Origin of the sequence: Neomegalonema sp. (assembly GCF_028688855.1) — a bacterium.
Taxonomy (GTDB): Bacteria; Pseudomonadota; Alphaproteobacteria; order Rhodobacterales; family Rhodobacteraceae; genus Neomegalonema.
Genome location: NZ_JAQTXI010000002.1, coordinates 244,873 through 267,821, shown reverse-complemented (window position 1 = coordinate 267,821; position 22,949 = coordinate 244,873). Strand labels below are relative to the sequence as shown.

General features: G+C 69.7%; 17 protein-coding genes. 10 read left to right on the top strand and 7 right to left on the bottom strand.

All coding sequences use genetic code 11. The annotated features are described in order from the left end of the window. Window positions 1-665 precede the first annotated feature (665 nt). The 4 genes from PHN62_RS02665 (at window position 666) to PHN62_RS02650 (ending at window position 6,039) form a co-directional block, all read left to right on the top strand. Complete coding sequence (locus tag PHN62_RS02665; RefSeq protein WP_300145913.1) at window positions 666-2,144, top strand: DegT/DnrJ/EryC1/StrS family aminotransferase; 1,479 nt, start codon at window positions 666-668, stop codon at window positions 2,142-2,144. Between the two features lie 74 nt (window positions 2,145-2,218). Then, entirely contained in the window at window positions 2,219-3,268 is a 1,050-nt protein-coding gene (gene neuB / locus PHN62_RS02660; protein ID WP_300145911.1) for an N-acetylneuraminate synthase, read from the top strand. After that, a complete protein-coding gene (locus PHN62_RS02655) occupies window positions 3,265-3,954 on the top strand; it encodes an acylneuraminate cytidylyltransferase family protein (RefSeq protein ID WP_300145909.1) in 690 nt (229 codons plus the stop codon). Before neuB ends, PHN62_RS02655 begins: the two co-directional genes overlap by 4 nt. A 201-nt stretch (window positions 3,955-4,155) precedes the next feature. Next, window positions 4,156-6,039, top strand: coding sequence for a DUF262 domain-containing protein (locus PHN62_RS02650; protein ID WP_300145905.1), 1,884 nt, complete (start codon window positions 4,156-4,158; stop codon window positions 6,037-6,039). 98 nt (window positions 6,040-6,137) lie between these two features. Here PHN62_RS02650 and katG read toward each other — a convergent pair whose 3' ends face one another. The 5 genes from katG to PHN62_RS02625 all read right to left on the bottom strand — a co-directional run bounded on the left by katG (window position 6,138) and on the right by PHN62_RS02625 (window position 13,447). After that, complete coding sequence (gene katG / locus PHN62_RS02645) at window positions 6,138-8,315, bottom strand: catalase/peroxidase HPI (protein ID WP_300145903.1); 2,178 nt, start codon at window positions 8,313-8,315, stop codon at window positions 6,138-6,140. 236 nt (window positions 8,316-8,551) lie between these two features. Then, on the bottom strand, window positions 8,552-11,104 hold the full coding sequence (locus PHN62_RS02640) for a heavy metal translocating P-type ATPase (RefSeq protein WP_300145901.1): 2,553 nt from the start codon (window positions 11,102-11,104) through the stop codon (window positions 8,552-8,554). A 51-nt stretch (window positions 11,105-11,155) separates the two neighbouring features. Further along, a complete protein-coding gene (locus PHN62_RS02635; RefSeq protein WP_300145898.1) occupies window positions 11,156-11,422 on the bottom strand; it encodes a hypothetical protein in 267 nt (88 codons plus the stop codon). Between the two features lie 83 nt (window positions 11,423-11,505). Next, complete coding sequence (locus tag PHN62_RS02630) at window positions 11,506-11,940, bottom strand: hypothetical protein (RefSeq protein WP_300145895.1); 435 nt, start codon at window positions 11,938-11,940, stop codon at window positions 11,506-11,508. A gap of 43 nt (window positions 11,941-11,983) precedes the next feature. Next, a complete protein-coding gene (locus tag PHN62_RS02625; protein WP_300145894.1) occupies window positions 11,984-13,447 on the bottom strand; it encodes an APC family permease in 1,464 nt (487 codons plus the stop codon). Window positions 13,448-13,733: 286 nt separating this feature from the next. Here PHN62_RS02625 and PHN62_RS02620 point away from each other — a divergent pair, with 286 nt between their 5' ends. The 3 genes from PHN62_RS02620 to PHN62_RS02610 are packed head-to-tail and all read left to right on the top strand — an operon-like array spanning window position 13,734 to window position 17,710. After that, window positions 13,734-14,930: an exopolysaccharide biosynthesis protein gene (locus PHN62_RS02620; RefSeq protein ID WP_367186981.1), complete on the top strand. Its 1,197-nt coding sequence runs from the start codon at window positions 13,734-13,736 to the stop codon at window positions 14,928-14,930. Continuing rightward, the gene (locus PHN62_RS02615) at window positions 14,927-15,289 is read left to right on the top strand and encodes a hypothetical protein (RefSeq protein WP_300145888.1); all 363 of its coding nucleotides are present in this window, start codon (window positions 14,927-14,929) and stop codon (window positions 15,287-15,289) included. The genes PHN62_RS02620 and PHN62_RS02615 overlap by 4 nt, the downstream gene beginning before the upstream one ends. Before the next feature lie 9 nt (window positions 15,290-15,298). Further along, a complete protein-coding gene (locus tag PHN62_RS02610; RefSeq protein WP_300145886.1) occupies window positions 15,299-17,710 on the top strand; it encodes a hypothetical protein in 2,412 nt (803 codons plus the stop codon). Here the strand turns inward: PHN62_RS02610 and PHN62_RS02605 are convergent, their stop codons facing one another. Continuing rightward, window positions 17,711-18,202 (bottom strand): Rrf2 family transcriptional regulator, encoded by a 492-nt coding sequence (locus tag PHN62_RS02605; protein WP_300145884.1) that lies wholly within the window; start codon window positions 18,200-18,202, stop codon window positions 17,711-17,713. A 249-nt stretch (window positions 18,203-18,451) separates the two neighbouring features. Here PHN62_RS02605 and PHN62_RS02600 point away from each other — a divergent pair, with 249 nt between their 5' ends. The 3 genes from PHN62_RS02600 to PHN62_RS02590 all read left to right on the top strand — a co-directional run bounded on the left by PHN62_RS02600 (window position 18,452) and on the right by PHN62_RS02590 (window position 21,616). Continuing rightward, window positions 18,452-19,330 (top strand): hypothetical protein, encoded by an 879-nt coding sequence (locus PHN62_RS02600; protein WP_300145881.1) that lies wholly within the window; start codon window positions 18,452-18,454, stop codon window positions 19,328-19,330. Between the two features lie 67 nt (window positions 19,331-19,397). Next, window positions 19,398-20,801, top strand: coding sequence for a substrate-binding domain-containing protein (locus PHN62_RS02595; RefSeq protein WP_300145879.1), 1,404 nt, complete (start codon window positions 19,398-19,400; stop codon window positions 20,799-20,801). A 17-nt stretch (window positions 20,802-20,818) separates the two neighbouring features. Further along, window positions 20,819-21,616 (top strand): alpha/beta hydrolase, encoded by a 798-nt coding sequence (locus PHN62_RS02590; protein WP_300145876.1) that lies wholly within the window; start codon window positions 20,819-20,821, stop codon window positions 21,614-21,616. Window positions 21,617-21,622: 6 nt separating this feature from the next. Here the strand turns inward: PHN62_RS02590 and PHN62_RS02585 are convergent, their stop codons facing one another. Then, window positions 21,623-22,948 (bottom strand): tetratricopeptide repeat protein, encoded by a 1,326-nt coding sequence (locus PHN62_RS02585; protein ID WP_300145873.1) that lies wholly within the window; start codon window positions 22,946-22,948, stop codon window positions 21,623-21,625. Window position 22,949 lies beyond the last annotated feature (1 nt).

Here is a 22,949-nt window from a genome sequence, read left to right as displayed (position 1 = left end):
GGAATGCCGGAGGCTTGTCGAAACGACGTCTGAAATCCTTTTTCCCCATCAACAGGAAATTCCTTCGGGTTCATTTGTAGTCACGCCGCGTTCGTCCGCGCCCGCCTGGTTCTCCAGGCGGGAGCCTTGTCCTGAATCCTGACGCCGATCTCGGGGAAACATATATGCGGGAGCTTCTTTGGGAAATGGAATTGTGACGATCCGCAGCGCTGCGGAAAACGCCGCAAGATCCTGCTTCGTCTTTTGTTTTCAGTCGGTTGATGTCCGGTCGTTTCAAGTCGGGACAATCGCCCGGGTCGCCTGCGCCGCGCCCGGACAAGGCCGGGGAGACGCCCCGCGCGCGCCGCTCCGGAGATTCCCGAGGCCGCGCCGGACCAGCCTCCGAGCCGCCAGCCGCCGCAGCTCCGCGCGAGCCCCATCCGGAAGGAAAGGGTGCGGCGAAGGGTCGTGGCGTGCGTTCCCCGCGGCGCGCGGCGGGCCGGATCTCGGCTCAAGGCGCGGTTTTCGCTGGATCTTCATGCGACGGGCCGCCCTGGTCCCGGATCGGGGGACCTCCTGCGGATTTCTCGCGGGGGGCATCTGAAGACACGCAGTTTTCTGAAAACGGTGCTACAAGCGGCTCCGTCCGGAATTTGCTCTCTCGTTCCATCAAAGGCGTGCTCCAGATGCCCCAGTTCGACGGCTTGACCATCCCCTCGGTTGCGACTCTCCAGGAAGCCTTGCGCCGCATGCTCGCCTCGGGCGAAGAGGCCCTGATCCTGGTCGGCGAGGACGGCGAGCCCCTGCGCGAGATCACCGAGCGGGCCGTCCGCCGGATGAGGATCGCCGGCTTCTCCGACGAAACCCCCCTGAGCGCCCTGCCGCCCGGCGCCCTCGCCAGAGTGGGCGCGGCCGAGCCTCCCGAGGCCGCCCAGAAGGCCATGGCCGCGGCCAATCTGCGCCTCGCCGCGGTGGTCGACGCCCGGGGCCGCGTGGCCTCGGTGGTCCGGCGCGACCGGCGCGACGAACCCATCCTGCTCTCTCCGCCCCATGTCGGCGGCGAGGAGGAGGAGCTCGCGCTCCACGCCTTCGACACCAACTGGATCGCGCCGCTCGGCCCCAACGTCGAGCGCTTTGAAAAGGACATCGCCGCTTCTCTCGGCGTGAAGGCCGCCCTGGCGCTCAGCTCCGGTTCGGCGGCGCTGCATCTCTCCATGGCGCTGCTGGGCGTGAAGCCGGGCGATCTGGTCTTCTGCTCCTCCTTCACCTTCATCGCTTCGGTGGCTCCGGCGCTCTATCAGTGGGCCGAGCCGGTCTTCATCGACAGCGAGCCCGACAGCTGGAACATGTCTCCGGCCGCCCTTGAGCGCGCCTTCGCCGCCGCCGCCCGCGAGGGCCGCAAGCCCCGGGCGGTGATCGTCGCCAATCTCTACGGCCAGAGCGCCGACTACGACCCCATCCTGGAGATCTGCGCCGCCCATGGCGTTCCCGTGGTCGAGGACGCGGCCGAATCCCTCGGCGCCGACTACAAGGGCCGCAGGAGCGGCTCCATCGGCGCCTTCGGCGTGGTGTCCTTCAACGGCAACAAGATCATCACCACCTCCGGCGGCGGGGCGCTGGTCTCCGACGACGTCGAGGCCATCGCCCGCGCCCGCTTCCTCTCGACCCAGGCGCGCGATCCGGCCCCCCATTACCAGCACAGCGTCTACGGCTACAATTACCGGATGAGCAACATCCTGGCGGGCGTGGGCGTGGGGCAGCTGCGGCTGCTGGAGCGTCGCGTGGAGCAGCGCCGCCGGGTCTTCGCCTTCTACGAGGCCGCCCTCGGCGGACTCGACGGCCTGAGCTTCATGCCCGAAGCGCCCTTCGGCCGCTCCAACCGCTGGCTCTCGACCATGACGCTCGATCCCCGGCGGACGGGCGGCGTCGCGGCGGCGGACCTCATGGCCGCCCTGACGGCGGCGAAGATCGAATCGCGGCCGCTCTGGAAGCCGATGCATCGTCAGCCCGTCTTCGAGGGGCGCGGCTATTTCGGCCATGGCGACAATGAATCGGTCTGCGACGGGCTGTTCGAGCAGGGCCTCTGCCTGCCTTCGGGCACGGCGCTCACCGAGGCGCAGCTCGAGCGGGTGGTCGACGTCATCCGCAAGACCCTGCGTCGCTGAGGACGCCTGAAGACTCCGCGCCCCGCCCTGCGGCGGGGCCTCTCCCTCTCCCTGAATTCGACACGGGCGAACCCATGACCTCCCTGAAATTCGGCGCGCGCGAGATCGGCGAAGACGCGCCCTGCTATGTGATCGCGGAAGCGGGCGTCAACCATAACGGCGACATGGACCTCGCGCTCCGGCTCATCGACGCCGCCGCCGAGGCCGGCGCCGACGCCGTGAAGTTCCAGACCTTCCAGGTCCGGGAGATCGTCTCCGCCGAAGCGCGCAAGGCCGCCTATCAGGCCCGCAACACCGGCCAGGACGGCGGACAGATGGAGATGCTCCGGGCCCTGGAGCTGAGCTTTCCCCAGTTCGAGAAGCTCGCCGCCCATTGCCGGGATCGGGACATCGCCTTCATGTCCACCGCCTTCGACGCCGGAAGCCTCGATTTCGTGGCGAGCCTCGATCCTCCGGCGCTGAAATGGCCCTCGGGCGAGATCGACAACATTCCCTTCCTGCGCAAGGCCGCGCGGCTGGGCAGGCCCGTGATCCTCTCGACGGGCATGGCGGGGCTCGGCGAGATCGAACGCGCCCTGCGCGAGCTGGACGCGGGCGGATGCCCCGGCGTGGTGGTGCTGCATTGCACCTCCAATTACCCGGCGGCGGCGGCGGACCTCAACCTGAAGGCCATTCCGGCCATCCGTCAGGCCTTCGGACGCCAGGTCGGCTATTCCGACCATTCGCTGGGCGTGGCGGCGGCTCTGGCCGCGCGGGCGCTGGGCATGTGCGTGCTGGAGAAGCATTACACCCTCGACCGCGGCATGGAGGGCCCCGATCACGCCGCCTCTCTGGAGCCGGGCGAGCTCAAGCGCCTGATCGAGGAGCTGCGCTTCGTCGAGGCCGCGCTCGGCGACGGGGTGAAGTCGCCGAGGGCCGCCGAGCTGAACACGCGCGCCGTGGCGCGTCGGGGGCTGCGTCTGCGGCGGGCCATGGCCGCCGGAGAAGCGGTGGCGGAGGCCGATCTCGCGGCGCTGCGTCCGGCGACGGGGATTTCTCCGGCCATGATCGACGAGGTGGTCGGCCGCAGGCTCGCCCGCGACCTCGCCGAGGGCGAGGCCCTGAACTGGGCGGATCTGTCATGAACGCGCAGCGGGGCCGGGGCGGGGTGCTCGCGCTGATTCCGGCGCGGGGCGGCTCCAAGCGTCTGCCGGGGAAGAACATCCGGCCTCTGGGCGGGATTCCGATGATCGCCCATACGGTGCGGGCGGCTCTGGCCTCGCCGCGTCTGGACCGGACGATCCTCAGCACCGACGACCCCGCCATCGCCGAGGCGGTGCGGGCGGCGGGCGGAGAAGCGCCTTTCCTGCGTCCGGAGCATCTGGCGACGGATGCGGCCTCCAGCGTGGACGTGGCGCTGCATGCGATCGATTTCTGCGAGGCCGAAGGCCGGAGCTACGAATGGCTCGTGCTGCTCCAGCCGACCTCGCCGCTGCGCAGCGCCGAGGACATCGAGGGCTGTCTGTCGCTCTGTCTGGATCAGGGCGCCGAGGCCGCCGTGACGGTGACCCTCGCGGAGAAGCCGCTCAATCATTACGGCCGCCTCGACGCCGAGGGGCGCTTCGACCGCGAGGCGCTCGGGGAGGCCGTCGGCTCGGGGAGTCTGGCGGCGCTGACGGGCGCCTGCTACGTGCTGCGGGTCGAGACGCTCCGGCGCGAGCGCAGCTTCCTGCCCGAGGGCGTGCGCGCCTGGCCGACTCCCTGGGAGCGCGCCGTGGATGTGGACGTCCTGGCGGATTTCGAACTCGCCGAGCGGCTGCTCGCCCGCTGAAGACGGTCGGGCGGGGGCGGCCCGGCGCTTCGGCGGCCGGAGCCGCCGAAGCTCAGGGATGAAGCTTCGGGACGGGTTGACTTTCGGTTGAAAACCGGGCCTGAGGAGGCCTGCCGCGCATCTCCGCGCGGCGCGGGCGGGCGGTCTGCGTGGGAGCCGCCGTCTCCTGCCGGGCGCCCCACGCCTTCCCGAATGAAATCAATGGCTGGCTCGACATTTCAGACCAATCCGGTCGATCTCCACCGCCTTCTTGACGAATGCCGTCGCGGCGTCATCCAGTTGCCCGACTTCCAGAGAAGCTGGGTCTGGGACGAGGAGCGGATCAAGAGTCTGATCGCCTCCGTGTCGCGCGCCTTTCCGGTCGGGGCGCTGATGTCCCTGGACACGGGCGGCGCGGTGAATTTCAAGCCTCGCCCCATCGAGGGGGCGCCGGCTCAGGCTCGGGAGACGAATCCGCAATCCCTGCTGCTCGACGGACAGCAGCGCATGACCTCGCTCTATCAGGTCACCCTGCGCGGCCAGGTGGTCGAAACCATCACGCCGAAGAGGAAGAAGGTCAAGCGGTGGTTCTACATCGACATCCGCAAGGCGCTGGACGAAACCGTCGAGCGGGAGGCCGCCATTCTGGGCCTGCCCGAGGACAGGATCGAACGCGGCGCCTTCGGCCGCGAGAAAGGGCTTGATCTCTCTGCTCCGGCCGGGGAGTACGAGGCCCTGATGTTTCCGGTCGCCCAGGTTTTCGACTGGGACAACTGGCAGGACGGCTTCACCGATCACTGGAGCGACGATCCGGAAAAGAAGATGCTCTTCCGCCAGTTCAAGAACGACGTGCTCGAGAATTTCAAGAGCTACCGCGTTCCCGTGATCGCCCTCGACCACCATACCTCGAAGGAGGCCGTCTGCGTCGTCTTCGAGAAGGTGAACACCGGAGGCAAGCCGCTCGACGCCTTCGAACTGGTCACGGCGATGTACGCCGCATCCGGACATGAGCTGCGCAAGGACTGGTTGGGCGACGGGATCACGCCCGGTCGTCAGCAGCGTCTGGCCGAGATGCTGCGTCCGGCGGGAGCCACGTCGGGCATTCTGGCGGGAGTCGGCAACACGGATTTCCTTCAGGCCGTCTCCCTGTTCCACACCCGCGAGAAGAGGCGCGCCGCAGAAGCGGCGGGCAAGCAGGGCAAGGAGCTGCCTGCGGTGTCCGGCAATCGTCAGGCGCTGCTGGATCTGCCGCTCGAAGCCTACAGGCGCTATGAGGGCCAGGTGGAGCAGGGGTTCGTCCGGGCGGCGAAATTCCTGCACATGCTCCACATCTACCGGATCTTCGATCTGCCCTACCAGTCTCAGGTCGTGCCTCTGGCGGCGATCCTGGCGGATGTCGGCGAGGCCTGGGAGCATGAAGCCAACCGCAGCAAGCTGACGCAATGGTACTGGTGCGGCGTGTTCGGCGAGCTCTACGGCTCGACGGTCGAGACGAGGATCGCTCAGGATTTCATCGAGACGCCGATCTGGCTGAAAGGCGGGCCGGAGCCCGGCGCGGTCAGCGAAACCATCTTCCGGGCCGACCGCCTGAAGACCATGCGCATGCGGCTCTCCGCCGCCTACAAGGGGGTGAACGCGCTGCTGATGAAGGAGGGCGCGCAGGATTTCCGCTCCGGCCAGCGCTTCGACCACACCGTCTTCTTCGGAGAGAACGTCGACATCCACCACATCTTCCCGCAGGACTGGTGCAAGGCCCGGAAGATCGACGCCAAGATCTATGACTCGATCATCAACAAGACGCCGCTGTCCTTCCGGACCAATCGCAGCATCGGCGGAGCCGCGCCTTCGGCCTATCTGGCGAAGCTCGAACAGGGAGACGCCGAGACTCCGCCGATCAGAGCCGCCAATCTGGACGGCTATCTGGCCTCTCACCTCGTCGCGCCGGGCCTCCTGCGCGCGGATGATTTCGACGCCTTCATGGAGGATCGGCGCAAAAGACTGCTGGCGCTGATCGAGAAGGCCATGAACAAGCCCGCCTATGCGGGGACGGAGCCGGAGGAAGGGGATGAAGTCGAGCCGGAGCGGGAGGAGGGCGAAGCCGCCTGAAGGCTGAAAGCGGAAGACGCCGGAGCCCCGCGCGGGGCTCCGGCGTCTGATGAGCGCGAAGGGCGCCTCCCCGCCGGAGCGGAGAGGCGTCTGTGGCGTCAGGCGCGCAGGTCGAAGCGGTCGGCGTTCATGACCTTGGTCCAGGCGGCCACGAAGTCGCGGACGAACTTCTCCTTGTGGTCGTCCTGGGCGTAGACCTCGGCGTAGGCCCGCAGGATCGAGTTCGAGCCGAAGACCAGATCCACCCGGGTGGCGGTCCACTTCACCGCGCCCGTCTTGCGGTCGCGGATCTCGTAGAGCCCGTTCTCCACCGGAACCCACCTGTTCGCCATGTCGGTCAGGTTGACGAAGAAGTCCGGAGTCAGGGCCCCGACGCGGTCCGTGAAGACGCCATGCTTCGTCCCGCCGTGATTCACGCCCAGAACGCGCATGCCGCCGACCAGCGCCGTCATCTCGGGAGCGGTCAGGCCCATGAGCTGCGTGCGGTCGAGCATCAGCTCCTCGGCGGAGACGACGTAATCCTGCTTCACCCAGTTGCGGTAGCCGTCATGAACCGGCTCCAGAACCGCGAAGGACTCCACGTCGGTCTGCTCCGCCGAGGCGTCGCCGCGACCGGGGGAGAAGGGGACCGTCACGTCGAAGCCCGCCGCCTTCGCCGCGCGCTCCACGCCGAGGCCGCCGCCCAGAACGAGCACGTCCGCCAGGCTCGCGCCGCTCGCCCGAGCGATTGGCTCCAGAACCGCGAGGACCCGCGCCAGACGCTCCGGCTCGTTGCCCGCCCAGTCCTTCTGGGGAGCGAGGCGGATCCGCGCGCCGTTGGCGCCGCCGCGCATGTCCGAACCGCGATAGGTGCGGGCGCTGTCCCAGGCCGTGGCGATCAGATCGGCGTCGGAAAGGCCGCTCGCGGCGATCTTCGCCTTGAGGGCCGCCACGTCATAGCCGGTCGGGCCGGCCGGAATCGGATCCTGCCAGACCAGATCCTCGGTCGGGGCGTCCGGGCCGAGGTAGCGCGAGCGCGGACCCATGTCGCGATGCGTCAGCTTGAACCAGGCGCGGGCGAAGGCCTTCGAGAAGAGGTCGAAGTCGTTCATGAACCGCAGCGAGATCTCGCGATAGATCGGATCCACCTTCAGCGCCATGTCGGCGTCGGTCATCAGCGGGTTCAGGCGGATCGAAGGATCCTCCACGTCCACCGGCTTGTCGGCTTCGGCGATGGAGATCGGCGCCCATTGCGTGGCTCCGGCGGGGCTGCGCGTCAGGGTCCATTCATGGCCGAAGAGCATCTTGAAGAAGCCGCCGTCCCATTTGGTGGGCTCGGTGGTCCAGGCGCCCTCGATGCCCGACACCACGGTGTCGCGACCCACGCCGCGGCCCTTGGTGTTCATCCAGCCGAGGCCCTGGTATTCGGGGCCGGCGGTCTCGGGATCGGGGCTCAGGTTGGAGGCGCTGCCGTTGCCGTGGCTCTTGCCGAGGGTGTGGCCGCCCGCGGTGAGCGCCACGGTCTCCTCGTCGTCCATGCCCATGCGGGCGAAGGTCTCGCGCATCTGCCGGGCGGTCGCCTGAGGGTCGGACTTGCCGTTGACGCCCTCGGGATTGACGTAGATCAGGCCCATCTGAACCGCCGCCAGAGGATTCTCCAGCGTCTCGGGCTTGCTGACGTCGCCATAGCGGCCGTCGGAGGGGGCGAGCCATTCCTTTTCGGCGCCCCAGTAGGTGTCCTTCTCGGGATGCCAGATGTCTTCGCGGCCGAAGGCGAAGCCGTAGGTCTTCAGGCCCGCGACCTGATAGGCGACGGTTCCGGCCAGAGCGATCAGGTCGGCCCAGGAGATCTTGTCGCCGTATTTCTTCTTGATCGGCCAGAGCAGACGGCGGCCCTTGTCGGTGTTGACGTTGTCCGGCCAGGAGTTCAGCGGCGCGAAGCGCTGATTGCCCGTGTTGACGCCGCCGCGGCCGTCGCTCGTGCGGTAGGAGCCCGCCGCATGCCAGCTCACGCGGGCCATCATGCCGACGTAGCTGCCCCAGTCGGCGGGCCACCACTCCTGACTGTCGGTCATCAGGGCGCGCAGATCGGCCTTGAGCGCCTCGAAGTCGAGGCTCCTGACCGCCTCGCGATAGCTGAAGCCTTCGTCCAGCGGATTGGTCTTGCGGTCATGCTGGCTCAGGATGTCGAGATTGAGGGCGTTGGGCCACCAATCCATCACCGACTTGCCGATCTCCGTATTGCCGCCATGCATCACCGGACATTTGCCGGCGGTCTTCGCGTCGTCAGCGCCCATGTTTCCCTCCAGAGGCTTGCGTGACTCGGGTCGCCGGGGAGGATCCTCCTCCCCCGCCCGAAGCTTCGTAAGGCCATCGGTACCAGAGACCTCCCATAACGCCTAATTGCATTTTCCAAAGACTGCGATAGGCTGAGCTTATGGCGGGGCTCTGCGCGCGCGCCGACGCAGGGGGGAGGGACCGGCCTCGCAGGCCGGCCCCCGGGATGCTTCGCCGCTCTGGAGCCCCTTCGGCCTCAGAGCCGGGGCGGGGGCAGGCCCAGCGCCCTGGCCTTGCGGATCTTCGAGACCTGACGCAGAGGCGTCAGGCCGTTGCCCAGCGCCAGCATGCCGCCGAACTGGTTGAAGATCATCGAGTGCATGACGCCGAAGACTCCGAAGAAGGCCCCCGCCACGCAGACCACGTTCGGCGCGAGAATCAGGCCCCAGCTGCGTTTGAGGTTGCGCTGAAGCCCCCGCGAGACGTCATGCAGCTGGAGGAGCTTGACGAGATTGTCCTCCATCAGCACGACCTGGGCGGTGTCGGTGGCCACGCTGGAGGCCCCGCGCAGCGAAATCGAGACGTTGGCCTTCTTCAGCGCGATGGAGTCGTTCACGCCGTCGCCGATGAAGCAGACCTTGCGGCCCTCCTTCTGGAGCATCTCGACGTATTTCGCCTTGTCCTGGGGCAGGACCTCCGAGAAATGGCGGTCCATGCCCAGACGCTCGGCCAGACGCCGCGTGGGCTGTTCGTGGTCGCCCGAGATGATCGCCAGATGCTTCGCGCCGCGCGCCCGCAGGCCCGCGATCACCGCCGCCGCCTCGGGACGCTCCGCCGCGCGCAGCTCCAGAGCCCCGCCCAGAGCCCCGTCGACGCCCACGAAGACGAAGGAATCCCCCGCGTCATGAGCGGCCTTGATCTCGCCCTCGATCTCCTCGGGCAGAGTCACGCCCTCATGACGCATGAAGCGCGCGCTGCCCACCCGGACCTTGCGGCCCTCCACCTCCACCGTGACGCCATAGCCGACGTCGTATTTAGAATCCTCGATCTCCGGGATCTCCAGATTCTCGGCTTTGGCCCTGTCGAGGATCGCCCTGGCGATGGGATGGCTGAAGCGCTTCTCCGCCGCCGCCGCCCACCGCAGGATCTGCGCCTCCTCAAGGCCGCCATAGGTCAGGATGCGCCCGACCTCCGGGCGTTCGCGGGTGAGGGTGCCGGTCTTGTCGAAGAGGAAGGTGTCCACCTCGCGCAGGATCTCCAGGGCGCGGCCGTCCTTGACGAGGATGCCCAGCTCGGCGCTGAGGGTCAGCGAGGTCAGCAGCCCGATGGGCGCCGCCACGCGGATTCCCGTCCCGAGGTCGCAATTGACGATGGCCGTCGCGCTGTTCACGCCCCCCGAGAGCAGCCCCAGAGCCCCGAGCGCCAGAGTCGGCGCCACGGCCTTGTCGGCCATCTTCTCGCCCCAGGATTGCGAGGCGAGCTTGTATCCGGCGGTGTCCTCGAGGATCCGCGCCAGCTTGGCCGAGGTGGTTTCGCCGCCCGCGCTGGTCACCGAGACCAGCACCTTCCCCGCGATCAGGGTCGTGGAGGCGAGGACCGGATCTCCCGCGATCTTCTCGACGGGGGCGGATTCGCCGGTCAGCGTATGCTGATCCACCATGGCCATGCCCTCGACCACGGTTCCGTCCACGGGGACGGCCTCGCCGGTGTGGATGGCGATCACGTCGCCGAGCTTCACCTGTTCGAGCGGAGTCTCGATCTCGACGCCCTCCACCACCCGCCAGACGAAGCGCGGCTGCTTGCCGAAGACGTTGAGCAGCATCTTGCGGGAATCGTCTTCGGTCTTCTGGACCAGCTTGCGCGAGATGCTGAGCGTCAGGCCGAGCACCGTGCCCGCCAGAACCTGATTGGTCGCGAGGCAGGCCATGACCACGATGGCGTCGAGGACGTCCACCCCGAGGCGCTTCTCCTTGAAGAGCACCTCGTAGGCGTTCCTGAAGCTCGGGATCACCGAGAGGAAGAACACCGCCGCGCTGACCGGCGCCAGAGCCGGGAAGGCGAAGCGGCTGGCCACCGCCAGACCCACCGACAGCGCGTTGACCGGCATGTCCAGATCGACGGGCGAGATGGGGGCTTCGGCGGCGGCGGCCAGGGCGCCGTCGAGAATCTCCACGATCTGCCCGACGCGGATCTGGCGCGGATCGTAATGGACGAGCACCGTGCCGGTGATCTCGTTGGTCTTGTAGCGCTCGATTCCGAAGGTGTTCATGAATTCGCGCTCGATGGTGCGGCCGAGGTCGCGGCGGCGCACCAGAGCGGGATTGTAGAGCCGGATCCGGCCTTCGATCCGGTGACGCGGAATCCAGGTCGAGATCCGGCGCCCGTAGCGGCGATAGCGGATCTCGCCGCCATGCCGGGGGCCTTCGCCCGAGGGGGCCTTGACCAGCGCCGCGAAGGCGGGACCGGCGGTCAGGATCTCGCCCAGCGCCTTGAGCCGCGCGTCTCCGGGCGCCAGAGGCGAGGCGAAGAGGATCTCCGCCTGACGCCTGCGCTCCAGGATGGCGACTTCAAGCACCTCCTCCAGAGAGAAGACGCGCTCCAGGAAGCTCCGCGCCAGAGGCCCGCGCGCGTCGGAGAGGAATTCGGGGCCCGTCAGACGCAGGGTCGCGGGCCCGGGGAAGCTCGTCTCCACGGCGGGGAGCCGCGCGGCGGCGCGAGTCGCGGCGGCCGTCTTGCGCCGGGGCGGAGCCTTGCGCGCGGCGGGGCGCGGAGCGGAGGACTGCAGGTCTTCGTCGAGAGCTATGGCCATGGCGCGTCGGAATCCTTGGGCGGAGCGGAAGGGCGGCGGGCGGGGTGGGGATCAGCCGTCGGAATCTTCGGCTTCGGGGCGGCTGCGGGCCGAGCGGGCGGCGAATTCGTCTTCGAGCCGCTCCTTGCGGTCGGAGACGGCGCGGGCGCCCTGGGCGTAAAGCCCGCCCAGAACCGAGGAGGCGGCTCCGGCGAGGGCGTTCAGGGCGCGGAGTCCGCCGCGCAGGACCGTCCCCGGAGCGGGGCCGCGCCTCAGGACGATTTCATAAGCGGGCTCCGGCTGCGCGGGAGGAGCGGCGGGGGTCTGCGGATGCGGCATCTTTGCGCCCTTTCTTCTGGAGCGACGCGCGGGAGGAAGAAGACGCCGCGCGAGAGGCGGCGTCCTCCGGTCCGCGAGGTTCGTCAGGCTTCGGCGGCGGGCGTTTCGGCGGAGCGGACGGTCCGCTTGGTCGCGCGGGGCTTGCGGACCGGCCTGGCCTCCTCCTCGACCGCCTCGACGGCGGCGGCTTCGAGGGACTCATGCTCGGCGCGGCGCGAGGCCGCCGCGTCGAAGGCGGCTTCGGCGCCCTCCTCGAATCCCCGGCGGATGGCGTTGTCCTTCGGCAGCAGCTCCTTGAGGAAGACCGCGCCGAAGACGAGCCCGTAGGAGACTCCATAGGCGGCGTTGTAGGCGCCCGCGCTGGCGGTCGAGCGCACCTTCTGCGCGGCGGCCTTGGCCGAGGCCGTGGCGTTGGCGGAGGCGCTGGCTCCGGCGGAGCCGAGGGTCTCGGCGGCGCTTTCGAGCGCCTCGCCCAGAGCGGCCAGAGGATTGGTTCCGGTGGCGTCCGTGGTGGTCATGAGATCTGTCCTTGTCTGGAGGAAAGGCTGGAATCCGGGCCGCTCACTGCGGCTTGCCCGCGGCGGAGAAGCTGAGGCGCACCTGTTCGATGGCGCCCTGAACCTGGTCGATCATCTGCGGACGGCGGCTGCGCTCCAGCCGGAGCCAGCCGAAGCCCGCCAGCATGTAGAGCGCGAAGACGCCGAGCAGCAGCGCGTTGACGTTGCCCGAAAGCGGAAAGACGTCGCCGATCACGCCGAGGATCGGGAAGGCCATGAACAGCAGGCCGCCGCCCGAGCAGAGCAGGGCCCCCGTCGTGAGCTGGCCGATCCGGCGCAGATAGAGCGGCGCCGCCACCGCGATCAGGATGTAGACGACGATGAAGCCGAAGCTCGCCACCGTGCCGAAATGCCCCTGGGCGTCGAAGGCGCTCACCCCGAGCAGATGCGCCCCCACCGGCAGCGCCAGCGTCAGCAGCGCCGAGAAGAACACCGCCACATGAGGCGTGCGGTTGCGCGCGTGAGCCTCGCCGAGGGCCTGGAAGAAGAGCCCGTGATTCGACATCGAATAGAGGATCCGCGCCGTCGAGTTGATCGCCGCCAGAGTGCAGGCGAAGAAGCTCATGAGGATGCCGACGTTGATGACGGTCCCGAGCCAGTCCAGCCCGTAGCGCTGCGAGAGGTGATGCAGGGGCGCTTCGGTGCGGCCCAGATCGGCGGCTTCGCCCGAGAAGCCGAAGACCACCACATAGGCCGAGAAGATGAAGAACAGCCCCGAAACCACCACGCTCTGCGTCACCGAACGGGGGATGCTGCGCAGGGGATCCTTCGCCTCGTCGCCGAGCGAGGTCGAGCTCTCGAATCCCGAGAAGCCGAAGACCACCAGCACCACGCCCAGCAGCACGCCGCTCATGCTGGCGCCTTCGAGCTTCAGCTGCGCCGGGTCGAGGGCGAAGCCCTTGTAGGACCAGATCAGCACGCCGAGCGTCACCACCGAGAGCAGCGCCACGGCCTCCAGAAAGAGCATGGTCTTGGCCGACATGCGCACGTTGCGGCTGGCGATGTAGCCCGTGAGCCCCGCGCCGACGACGAACCACTCCACGGTCCCGAGGCTGAAGCCGGTCCATTGCTTCAGCAGCAGATCCGCGATGATCGCGAAGCCGCAGAGCGTGGACATGCCGGTCAGGATGTAGCCGAGCATCAGCGCCCAGCCCCCGAGGATGCCCGGCGTCGGCCCGAGCCCCTGCACGATGTAGGTGTAGAGCGAGCCCGGAGAAGCCGAGCGGCGCGCGAACTGGTTGATGCAGCCGCCGATCAGCATCATGCCCGCCATGCCCAGCAGGAAGCTCAGCCAGGTGCCGTTTCCGGCCGTGGCGAAGATCAGCCCGATGATGGCGGCGGGCACCGTCGAGGGGGCGATGACCGCCACCGACTGCGCCACGACTTCAGGATAGGGCAGGCAATTCTTCTGCAAGGTCGCCCGCCCCTGCGTCCCCTGATCCGCCGGAGAGCCCGAGGTTTCTGTCATATCGTTTTCCAGATTCCGCATAAGGTGAAAATTCGGCCCTATCTGTCTGATCGCCGGGGAGCGTTTGACAAGGGAGGTCGGGCCTGATTATCGTCTAGCAGGTCTATCGACAAATAAGGCCCGATGCGAGCGAATATCCGATCTTTCGTTTATTTGTCAACATTATGACATCATGCAGGAAAGAGGATCGTCAATTGGAGACCGCCAGACTTCTGCGTCGGAAGCCCTTGTCAGCCGAGTCCTGGAGGGCGGCCGCGCCTGAAGAAAATTTACCTGATGAGTAAAAATGGAAAGGCGTCGCCCTTCCAGGCCGACGTCGCCCGAACCGGGGATGCGCCATATGACCATCGCTCATAAGACGAAAGCCGCAACGACCGCTCCCCTGCGGCGGGTCGCGCCCGAAGCCTCGGGAGGAAGCGACGCGGCGGAGGTCGCCAGGCGAAGCCGTGCGAAATCAAGGCGGACCGAAGCCGTCGCGCGGGCCGTCTCTCTCCGGAGCGCAAGAGAAGACGGCGAACTCATGAGAAAAACGCAGAAGACCAAAGACCTCAGGTCGAAAAGCAAAGAAGATTTCACGAAAAGGACCGCCTCTTCCGCGAAGAATTCCGCATTTGCTCATGATGATTTCTTGAAAGCGGAATCACGGAATGCGAAGGCCTCCGGCGCCACTCCCTGGGGCGCGAATCCCGAGGCCGCGTCCTGCGGGATCCGGCTGTCCCGCCCCTCCGACCTGCTGCGGGGCATATTGACGCAAAACCCCGGGACCGAAGTCTTCACCCTCGAAACCATCATGCGCGCCCTCGGAGAGGAGCGATTCGACGCGAATCTGCTCTTCGCCACGCTGCCCAGCCTGGAGGCCGCGCCTTCGAAGCCCGCCATGATCGAGGTCTCCGCCGCGCTGATGGCCGGACAGATGGCCGTCGGACGACGCGGACCCGCCCTCCCGAGGACGCTGCTCGACCGCGAGATCCCGCGTCATTCGCTCGCGGTGGCGATCCATGCGGCGCTTCCGGTCGTCGAGGCGGCGGAGAAATTCGCGCGTCCGCGTCTGAAATGGCTGAACCATCCCGTCTCGCGGCGGATTCTCGGGGCCTTCCTCTTCGTCCTGACCGCGACCGTGGCCTTTCCGCTGATCGGCTTCGATCCGCTGCAATCGCTCTCGACCTTCGCGATCTCCTTCGGCATGGCCGAGGGCGACGGCGCGGCCATCCTGCTGGGGGTGATGGTGGGGGTGGTGGCGCTGGGGCTCATCGCGGCCTCGAATTTCTCGACGCGCGCCCTGCGCTCGAAGGCCGCCGGATGGCTGCGCAAGCTGGCGCGCAAGATCGCGGGCTCGTTGCTGGCGCGGCTCTGCGACCGCCTCGGGCTGGGGTGGATCGCGAAGCTCCTGCGTTTCGAATGGACGCAGCTTCTCCTGCTCTGGCGGCCCGAAGGCCGGGCCGCCCCCCTCCCGACGCGGACCATGGAGGCCGCCACCGCATGAAGAAACAGAAGATCTACGCCTTCGACCTCGACGCCCCCCTGACGGAGGAAAGCCGGGAGGCTCTGGAGACGGCCATCGAGGAGGCCGCCGAAACCCACGAGACCGATCTCGAATACGGCTGGGAGGACAACGACGATTCCCGCCTTCATGTCTTCATCAAGCCGGTGGAGATCGAGGTCCGTTTCGGCGAAGGACAGGCCGAGCTGCTCGCGGCGGCGCCGCTCTGGGCGAAGGCGGCCTTCACCAGCCAGCGCAAGGCGGAGCTGCGCGCGCTGGTCGAGGGGGTGCTGCTCGGCGCGCGGCTGATCCTCCCGGAGGAGGAGGGGGCGGCCTCCGTCTCTCCCGCCTCCAGAGCCTGAGGGGACGAGATGAGCCAGATTGCTCCGCGCCTTGTTCTGGGCGCCTCCAGCCTCGTGATTCACGAGGCGCCTTTCTTGCGCGCGGGCGAAGAAGCGGATCTGCGCGCCTTCCTGCGGCGCGTCTTCGCGCTGGAGGAGGTCCGGGCGGTCGAGATCGACCGCAGCCGGGGTCTGAGCCGTCTGCGTCATGAGGCGCAAGGCGATCTCGCGGGATTCTGGCGCCGGCTCGGCCAGGCCCTGCGCGCGGAGCCTCCGGAAGGCGGCGTTTCGGCGGAGGCCCTGTTTCTCGGGGCGCCGGGGCCGATCCGGGCGCGGCGTTTCGGGCGCGAGCTGACCAGCTTCCGGCTGCGCCTCGATGGGCCGGACCTCCTGCGGATCGGACATCCGCTCTTGCGGCGGCGGGCGGATCTGCGCTTCCGGCTGGAGGAGGAGCTTGCGGCCTCGCCCGAGGCGCTGGCCTTCCGCCGCGATCCGGTCACGGCGGAGATGGTCCTCCGGCTGGCCTCCAGGGACCGCAGCGCGGCGCGTCTGGCGGCGGATCTCGAAAGAGCCTGGCCGCGTCTGCTGGAGGGGCCCGCAGACCCGCCCTCAAGCAGGCGGCTGGCGGTCGCGGCGGGGCTGCTGGGCGTCAGCCTCGCGGGAACGACCGTCGCGCCCGCGCTGCTGCCGGTCGCGGTGGCGGGCGCGGCGCTGTTCGGCGCGCCGAACCTCCTGGCGGCGGTCCGCGATCTGCGGCGGGGCAGGGTGGGGCTGCGGGCGCTCCATGCGACGGGGCTGCTCTTCTTTCTGGCGACGCGCTCGCCTCTGACCTCGACCCTGCTCGCCGCCCTGACGCAGTTCTGGCCCTGGCTGGCGAGGCGCGCGGCCATCCGCAGTCAGCGCGCGCTTCTGGCTCCCTGGCGACGGCCGCCGGGGCGGGCCTGGCTGGTTCTGGAGACCGGCGAGGAGGTGGAGGTCTCCGCCGGACGTCTGGCGCCGGGGGATCTCGTGGTTCTGCGGCGCGGCGACCGGGTCGCGGCGGACGGGCGGATCGAGCGCGGGCTTGCGGCCGTCGTCGCGGCGGAAGGGACCCAGGGCCCTCCCGGAGACCGGCAGGCGGGCGACCTCCTGCGCGCGGGAGAGACCATCCTCGACGGCGAAGCCTTCCTGCGCGTCGAGCGCCCCGCGGCGGAGTCGCGGGCGGCGGTGGCGGCGTCCTTCCTGCCGCATGGGCCCTTCGCGCATCTGCCCTCCCTCGCGGCGGCGGAGCGAGTCGCGGACCGCAACGCGCGTCCGGCTCTGGCTCTGGCCTGGGGCAACCTCCTGGCGACGGGGGTTCTGCGGCGTTCCCAGGGGATCCTCCGGCCCGATTACGCGACGGCTCCGCGCCTGAGCGCCCAGCTCGCGGCGCAAGGCGCCTATGTCGAGGCTCTGCGCGGGGGGGCGCTCTTCCGGCGGCCCGAGGCGCTGGAAAGGCTCTCCGAAGCCGACGTGGTGGTGCTCGACGAGAGCGCGCCCCTGATCGAACGCCCTCTGGAGATCGCCGAAGCGGCGGCCCTGGGCGTCCGGGAGCGCGAGGTCCTCGCCTGGGCGGCGGCGGTCCTCGAAGCCGGGCTCTTCACGGCGAAGGAGCGCCGGGCCGTCGAGCCGCGCGGCCCGATCCGGCGTCGGGCGGGGGCGGCCTGGTATGTCGATCAGGCGGGACGGCGGATCGAAATCGCCTCCGAAGCCTATCTGCTCGAGACTGGCTTCGAGCCCGCGACGAGCCCGCTCGGGCGGCGGGAGGCGGCGGGAGAGGCGGCTCCGCGTCCTCCGGTCTGGGTGCTGCGCGACGGCGAGGCGGTCGGGCGGATCGCCTTCCGCGAGGGCGCGGCGCGTCCGGCGCGCGAGGCTCTGGAGAGGCTGCGGCGCTCGCCGGGGCGGGCGCTGCGGGTGCTCTATCTGGCGCAGGGCGACAAGGCCGCCGCCGAGGCTCTGGGCGCGGCGCTCGGGGCGGACCACGCCTTCGGGGGGCTCTCGCCGCAGGAGAAGGCGCGGTTCATCCGGGGCCTGGAGCGCAAGGCGCTCTGGATCGGCGACGGCGCGGACCCCGCCTCCGCCGCAGCCCTGGCCGTGAGCCACGTCAGCTTCTCGACCGCCGAGCCCTCCGCGCGCGAGGCCGCCGACGCGCTCCTGCTCTCGGGGCTGGAGGGCGCGCGCGCCGCCCGCGAGGCCGCCCATCGGCGCCGCGCGACGGTCGCCGCCGACGGAGGCCTGATCACGGCGGCGAATCTGCTGGCGCTCGCCGGAGCCTTCCGCGCGAATTTCAGCGGCTTTCAGTCGGGGCTCGCCTCCAATGCGGCGACGGGCGTCGTCGCGGCCCGCAGCCTCCTGCGGCTGGAGCGGCTGCGGCGCGAGGCCGAGCGGCGGGCTCTGGCCGCGCGGAGGGCCTTCACGATCTGATCAGGCCTCCGGAGGCGGCTTGCGGAGGGGGCGGCGCGCGGGCGGCGTCGCCTTCTCCTCCTCTTCTCCGGGGAGGTCCGGCATGGCCCGCATCCGCGCGATGGAGATCCGGGAGAGGACGTCGAGCATGGCCTTGCGCAGCTCCAGCATGGTGGGCCGCACCACGCAGGCGGCTTCGTCGGGACAATCCTCGCAGCGCTGATAGAAATTGAGGCTGACGCAGCGGATCGGCGCGAGCGGCCCGTCCAGGGCGCGGATGGCGCTTTCGGCGGTGATCTCCTCGGCGGGGGCGGCGAGGCGATAGCCGCCGCTGCGGCCCTTGCGCGCGACCACGAGCCCGGCCTCGCGCAATTCGCCGAGGATCGCATCGAGGAATTTCTTGGACATGCCGATCTCCGCGGCGATCTCCTGCGAGCGCGCCACCTCGTCGGGCCCGAGCCCCGCCAGATGGCAGAGCGCCTTCAGGCCGTATTTCCCCTTCATCGACAACATCCGCGCCTCCCTTCGGGCCGCGCTCTTGATAGGCGCGTTCCGGAGCGGGCGGAAGGCCTCGCCGCATCCTCCGGAGGGCGGGCGCGCGAACCCTCCCGAATCTGCATTTCGCGCGTTTTCACGCCTTTCGCCCTATGGCACGCGCTTATCCTTAATGATAGCTTTACGCAGTGCGGCGCCGTGGCGCGACGGCGCGCGGATTCGCCGCCGCGCGGGCCGCCGAACGCCGCAGGCAAGGGAGGAGACCGCATGGGAGTCGTCCGGCGCATGATGCTCATCGGCGCGCTCGCAGTCCTGACCGCGCCCTCGCCCGGCCGCGCCCAGGAAGAGCTCGGGACGGAGGTCGGGACGGCGGAGGATCCGTCGCAGGCTCTCGATTGCGTCGAGCGTTTCGAGCTGCGGCGCACCCGTCCGGGCGCCGCCGACGTGCGCATCTCCTCCGCCTGCCGCAAGGGCGGCGAGGTCGCGGATTTCTCCATCGGGGATTACGTCTTCTCCGCCGCCTTCGACGATCTGGGCCAGGCTCAGGCCACCCTGCCGCTGCTCGGGCGCCTGACGCTGCTCAACTGGAGCGACGCCGAAGGACGCCCCAGGGCCGAACTCATCGAATTTCCCGATTATGACGGCACCCTCCAGATCGCCCTGATCTGGGCGGGGGAGGCCGATCTCGACCTGTTGCTGGCGGAGGCGCCCGGCCCCTTCCCCGGCGAGCGGATCGGGCGTCTGACCGCCAACGTCACCTCCCGGCGCCCCAACCTCGAAGAGCAGGCGCCGGAGACGAAGGAAGGCTACGGGCGGCTGGTGCTCTCGGACGCGGGCGGCGCCGAGGGGCATCACGCCGAGGTCTATGTGCTGGAGGCGGCGCGCAATCCCGTGCGGCGAGGGCTGCGGGCGCGGGGGCGCATCGAGCCCCGCGTCGAGGTCTCGCTGGAGGGCGCGGCCCGGGAGGCCGCCTGCCGGGCTCTGGCCGGGGGCGCGGAACGGGTGCATTTCACGTTGCACGTCAACGCCTATGGCGCCAGCCGGATCGAGCGTCAGGCGCTCGGCGCGGCGGCCTGCGACCCGCAGGCGCCTCGGGAGCGGCGGCTGATGCGGGCGGATTTCGTCGATTTCGGCCCCGGGAGATAACGGCCCCCCTGCGAGGTCCGGGCTTGCGGTCAGGGGTGAGGATCCAGCGCCAATCATGGGAAGTTTCATGCGGAAGACCACGATGATCGCGCTGACCTGCGCCCTCCTCGCCCCCGCCGCGGCGGCCCAGCCCCGGGAGGCCGCGCAGGAGGAGACGCCCCGCATGCTCCTGCGCTTCGCCGGATCCAACGCCATGGGCGCGCGGCTGCTGCCCGAACTCGGACGCGCCTTCCTCGAAGCCTCCGGCTACGTCGAGGTTCTGAAGCGTCAGGGCGCCGCGCCCGAGGATCTGATCCTCTCCGCGCTCTCGCCGGAGGACGAGGAGGTCGAGATCGGGATCTCGGCCCATGGCTCGCCCTTCCGGGCGCTGCGGGCGGGAACGGCGGATCTCGGCATGGCCTCGCGCCCGGTGCGCTCCGCCGATCAGGAGGCCGCCGGAGGGAGCGGGCTTTCGGCGCATGTGGTCGCGCTGGACGCCGTGACGGTGGTGGTCCATCCCGACAATCCGGCCAAGGCCCTGTCTCTGGCGCAGCTGCGCGACCTCTTCTCGGGCCGGACCACTGATTGGAGCCGGATAGATCCGGCCTTCAAGGGTCCGGTGCGCCTGCTCGTCCGGGAGGCGGATTCGGGCTCGGCCGATCTCTTCAAGTCGGTCGTCATGGAGGGGCGCGCCTTCGCCCGCAGCGCCGAGAGCTTCGCCTCCAACGCCGATCTCGCGGCGGCGGCGGCGGGGGATCCTCTGGCGCTGGGCTTTCTGGGCGGGCCTCCGGGGGCGGCCAGGCCTCTGGCTCTGGCGCAGGATTGCGGACTCGTCTCCGCGCCCGAGCCCTTCGCGCTGAAGACCGGAGAATATCCGCTCGCGCGGCGGCTGACTTTGCTGCGGAGATCCGCCGGAGCCTCGCAGACCGCGCAGGACTTCGTCGCCTTCGCGCTTTCGGAGGCCGCGCGTCCGGCTCTGGCGGCGGCGGAGCTGACCGATCTGGAGGTGGTCGCCAGTCCGCGCGGCTATGGCGACGAGGCCATCCGGCGCAGCCTGCTGCTCGCCGACAAGGAGGACGTGGGCCTCGCCGACATGCAGGACTTCGCCCGTTTCGCCGCCGATCCGGAAGCGCGGCGGCTCAGCGTGACCTTCCGCTTCACCTTCGGCGGCGCCGAGCTGGACGAGAACGCCGCAAGGGACGTCGAGCGCCTGGCGGCCTACTGGAAGGCCCTCAAGCAGGAGCAGCCCCGCCGCAGGCTGGCGGCTCTGGGTTTCACCGACAGCCTCGGCGTGCATGCGGACAACCGCTGGCTCGCCCGCGACCGGGCGCGGGCGGTGGCGGCGCGTCTGGCGGCGGCGGGAGTCAAGACGGACCTCGTCGTCGGCTGGGGCGAGATCGCCCCGGTGGCCTGCGACTGGAAGGCGGGGCGCACGGGCGTGGACGCCGCCGGCCAGGGCCGCAATCGCCGCGTCGAGATCTGGATCTACTGAAGGCGGGAGGAGGCCGCATGACCAATCCCGCATCGGGCGACGCCGCCTCTTCCCGGGCCGCGCGGAGCGGCGCGCGGCCTGTGGTGCTGCTCCACGGCTGGACGATGAGCGGCGCGAGTTTTGATCGGCTGATCGCCCGGCTGGGGCCGGACTTCGCCTGTCGCGCGCCGGATCTGCCGGGCCATGGCGCAGGACGCGCGCAGCCCGCCACGCTCGACGCCTGCGCCGATCTCGCCGCCCGCGAGATCGAGGCGGCGGGGCCGGGCGCGATTCTCGTCGGCTGGTCGATGGGGGCGGCGGCGGCCTGGCGTCTTCTGGAGCGGCGGGGTCCGGGAGATCTGGCGGGGCTGGTCACCATCGACATGGGGCCGAAGCTCGGGCCGGACTGGGCTCTGGGCCTGCGCGACCAGACGCCGGAGCGTCTGCGCCGGGGGCTGGAGGAGATGCGCGACGACTGGCCCGTCGCCGGACGGAAGGTCGCCCGCGTCACCTTCGCCGGGCGCGAGGGCGGGCCCGACATGAGCCCCGAAGAAGCCCTCCGTCAGGTCTTCTCGAACGATCCTCGGGCGATCCTGCCCTATTGGGAGGAGATGCTCGCCATGGACATGCGTCCTCTCGTTCCCCGGATCTCTCTGCCCTGGCTGGTGGCCTATGGCGCCCGCAGCAGGCTTTACGCGCCGGAGACCTCGGAATGGCTGGTCGAGACGGCGCCCGACGCCCGTCCGGCGCGCTTCGAGGCTTCGGGCCATGCGCCCCATCTGGAGGAGCCGGAGGCCTTCGTGAAGGCCTTCCGGGATTTCGCCGCCAGCCTCTGAACGGCCTCAGAGGCGCTGCGTCTTCTGCGCATGGCGCGTCCTGATCTCGACGGCGCGCGGGGTGCCCGCCCGCGCCAGATAGCCCTGAGCCTGGGCGAGATCGCCGTAACGGCCGTAGAGATCGCCCAGCTCCTCCAGGGCGTGGGCGTATCCGGGATCCAGCCGGAGGGCGGTCAGATAGCATTCGGCGGCGATCTGGTCATGGCCGAGCCGCCCCCAGCAGACGCCGAGATTGTGATGCACCACCGCCCGGCTGGCGTCCTCCGCGAGGGAGCGCTCGTAGAGCTTCAGCGCGGCGGCGGGCTCGCCCTGATCCTGCAGGGTGTTGGCCCATTCGTTCAGCGCCGGAGCGAATTGCGGATTCAGGGTCAGGGCGGCGCGGAAGCTCGCGAAGGCCTGATCCCGCGCCTGCATGTCGCGCAGGGCGAGCCCGATGTTGGACCAATGCGAAGGATCGTCGCCTTCGAGATCCGCCGCCGCCTTGAAGCTCTGACGCGCGCCCTCGAAATCTCCGGCGCTCCAGAAGACGCGCCCGAAGCCCCCCGCCAGAGCCGCCGTCATCGGGGCCCGCGCCGCCAGAGCCTGAAACCGCGCATGGGCCGTCGCGAGATCGCCTTGTCCCCAGGCCTCCAGCCCCTCGGAGAGCAGGGCCTCTTCGGCGGCCTTCGCCCGAGCCCCGGCTCCGGCTTCGGCCCGGTGGAAGCAGGCCGTCAGCGCGATCACTCTTTCGCCCGCCGCCAGATTCGGACGCCCATGCGGAACCTCCGAGCCCCGGCCTATGGCGAGTCCGTTGCTCTGGGTGGGGATGACGTGGACGGGAGCCTCTCCGGGGGCGCGGCCGGGCGCGAAGACTTCGAGGCTCAGGCCCCGGCTCGGCGCGGCGCCGGGCGGATGGGAGGCCTCCAGATAGAGGATGAGGGTGCAGGCGCAGGAGTCCTTGCGGTCCAGATGCACCCCGAGCCGCGATTCCGCCGCGTCGTAATAGGTGTAGCAGGTGCTTTCCCGGCTGACCTCCAGAGCCTCGCCCATCAGCGCCGAGAGGAAGGGCGCGCCGATGGTCTTCAGGAAGGCCGCCCCCAGGGGGCCGAGCTCCGCCCGCATCAGCTGCTGATCGAAATCCGCCGTGGCGAGGTTCTCCCAGGCGGCGGCGCGTTGGGCGAGCGCCTCCTCCAGCAATTCGGCGTGGAGCGCGGGCGCCAGAGCCGGAGCCCCGATCCCCACGAAGCCGATCCGCTCCAGATCCGCCGCCAGAGCCCGCAGGCTCTCGTCGGAGGCCGCGAGAGCCGCGCGGACCTCGGGGTTCAACGTCGTCGCGAGAGCTTCGTCCTTCATG

Excerpts from the sequence above, each read along its gene's own strand:
- PHN62_RS02665 (WP_300145913.1), top strand. The coding sequence starts at position 666 with ATGCCCCAGTTCGACGGCTTGACCATCCCCTCGGTTGCGACTCTCCAG.
- neuB (WP_300145911.1), top strand. The coding sequence starts at position 2,219 with ATGACCTCCCTGAAATTCGGCGCGCGCGAGATCGGCGAAGACGCGCCC.
- PHN62_RS02655 (WP_300145909.1), top strand. The coding sequence starts at position 3,265 with ATGAACGCGCAGCGGGGCCGGGGCGGGGTGCTCGCGCTGATTCCGGCG.
- PHN62_RS02650 (WP_300145905.1), top strand. The coding sequence starts at position 4,156 with ATGGCTGGCTCGACATTTCAGACCAATCCGGTCGATCTCCACCGCCTT.
- katG (WP_300145903.1), bottom strand. The coding sequence starts at position 8,315 with ATGGGCGCTGACGACGCGAAGACCGCCGGCAAATGTCCGGTGATGCAT.
- PHN62_RS02640 (WP_300145901.1), bottom strand. The coding sequence starts at position 11,104 with ATGGCCATAGCTCTCGACGAAGACCTGCAGTCCTCCGCTCCGCGCCCC.
- PHN62_RS02635 (WP_300145898.1), bottom strand. The coding sequence starts at position 11,422 with ATGCCGCATCCGCAGACCCCCGCCGCTCCTCCCGCGCAGCCGGAGCCC.
- PHN62_RS02630 (WP_300145895.1), bottom strand. The coding sequence starts at position 11,940 with ATGACCACCACGGACGCCACCGGAACCAATCCTCTGGCCGCTCTGGGC.
- PHN62_RS02625 (WP_300145894.1), bottom strand. The coding sequence starts at position 13,447 with ATGACAGAAACCTCGGGCTCTCCGGCGGATCAGGGGACGCAGGGGCGG.
- PHN62_RS02620 (WP_367186981.1), top strand. The coding sequence starts at position 13,734 with ATGGAAAGGCGTCGCCCTTCCAGGCCGACGTCGCCCGAACCGGGGATG.
- PHN62_RS02615 (WP_300145888.1), top strand. The coding sequence starts at position 14,927 with ATGAAGAAACAGAAGATCTACGCCTTCGACCTCGACGCCCCCCTGACG.
- PHN62_RS02610 (WP_300145886.1), top strand. The coding sequence starts at position 15,299 with ATGAGCCAGATTGCTCCGCGCCTTGTTCTGGGCGCCTCCAGCCTCGTG.
- PHN62_RS02605 (WP_300145884.1), bottom strand. The coding sequence starts at position 18,202 with ATGTTGTCGATGAAGGGGAAATACGGCCTGAAGGCGCTCTGCCATCTG.
- PHN62_RS02600 (WP_300145881.1), top strand. The coding sequence starts at position 18,452 with ATGGGAGTCGTCCGGCGCATGATGCTCATCGGCGCGCTCGCAGTCCTG.
- PHN62_RS02595 (WP_300145879.1), top strand. The coding sequence starts at position 19,398 with ATGCGGAAGACCACGATGATCGCGCTGACCTGCGCCCTCCTCGCCCCC.
- PHN62_RS02590 (WP_300145876.1), top strand. The coding sequence starts at position 20,819 with ATGACCAATCCCGCATCGGGCGACGCCGCCTCTTCCCGGGCCGCGCGG.
- PHN62_RS02585 (WP_300145873.1), bottom strand. The coding sequence starts at position 22,948 with ATGAAGGACGAAGCTCTCGCGACGACGTTGAACCCCGAGGTCCGCGCG.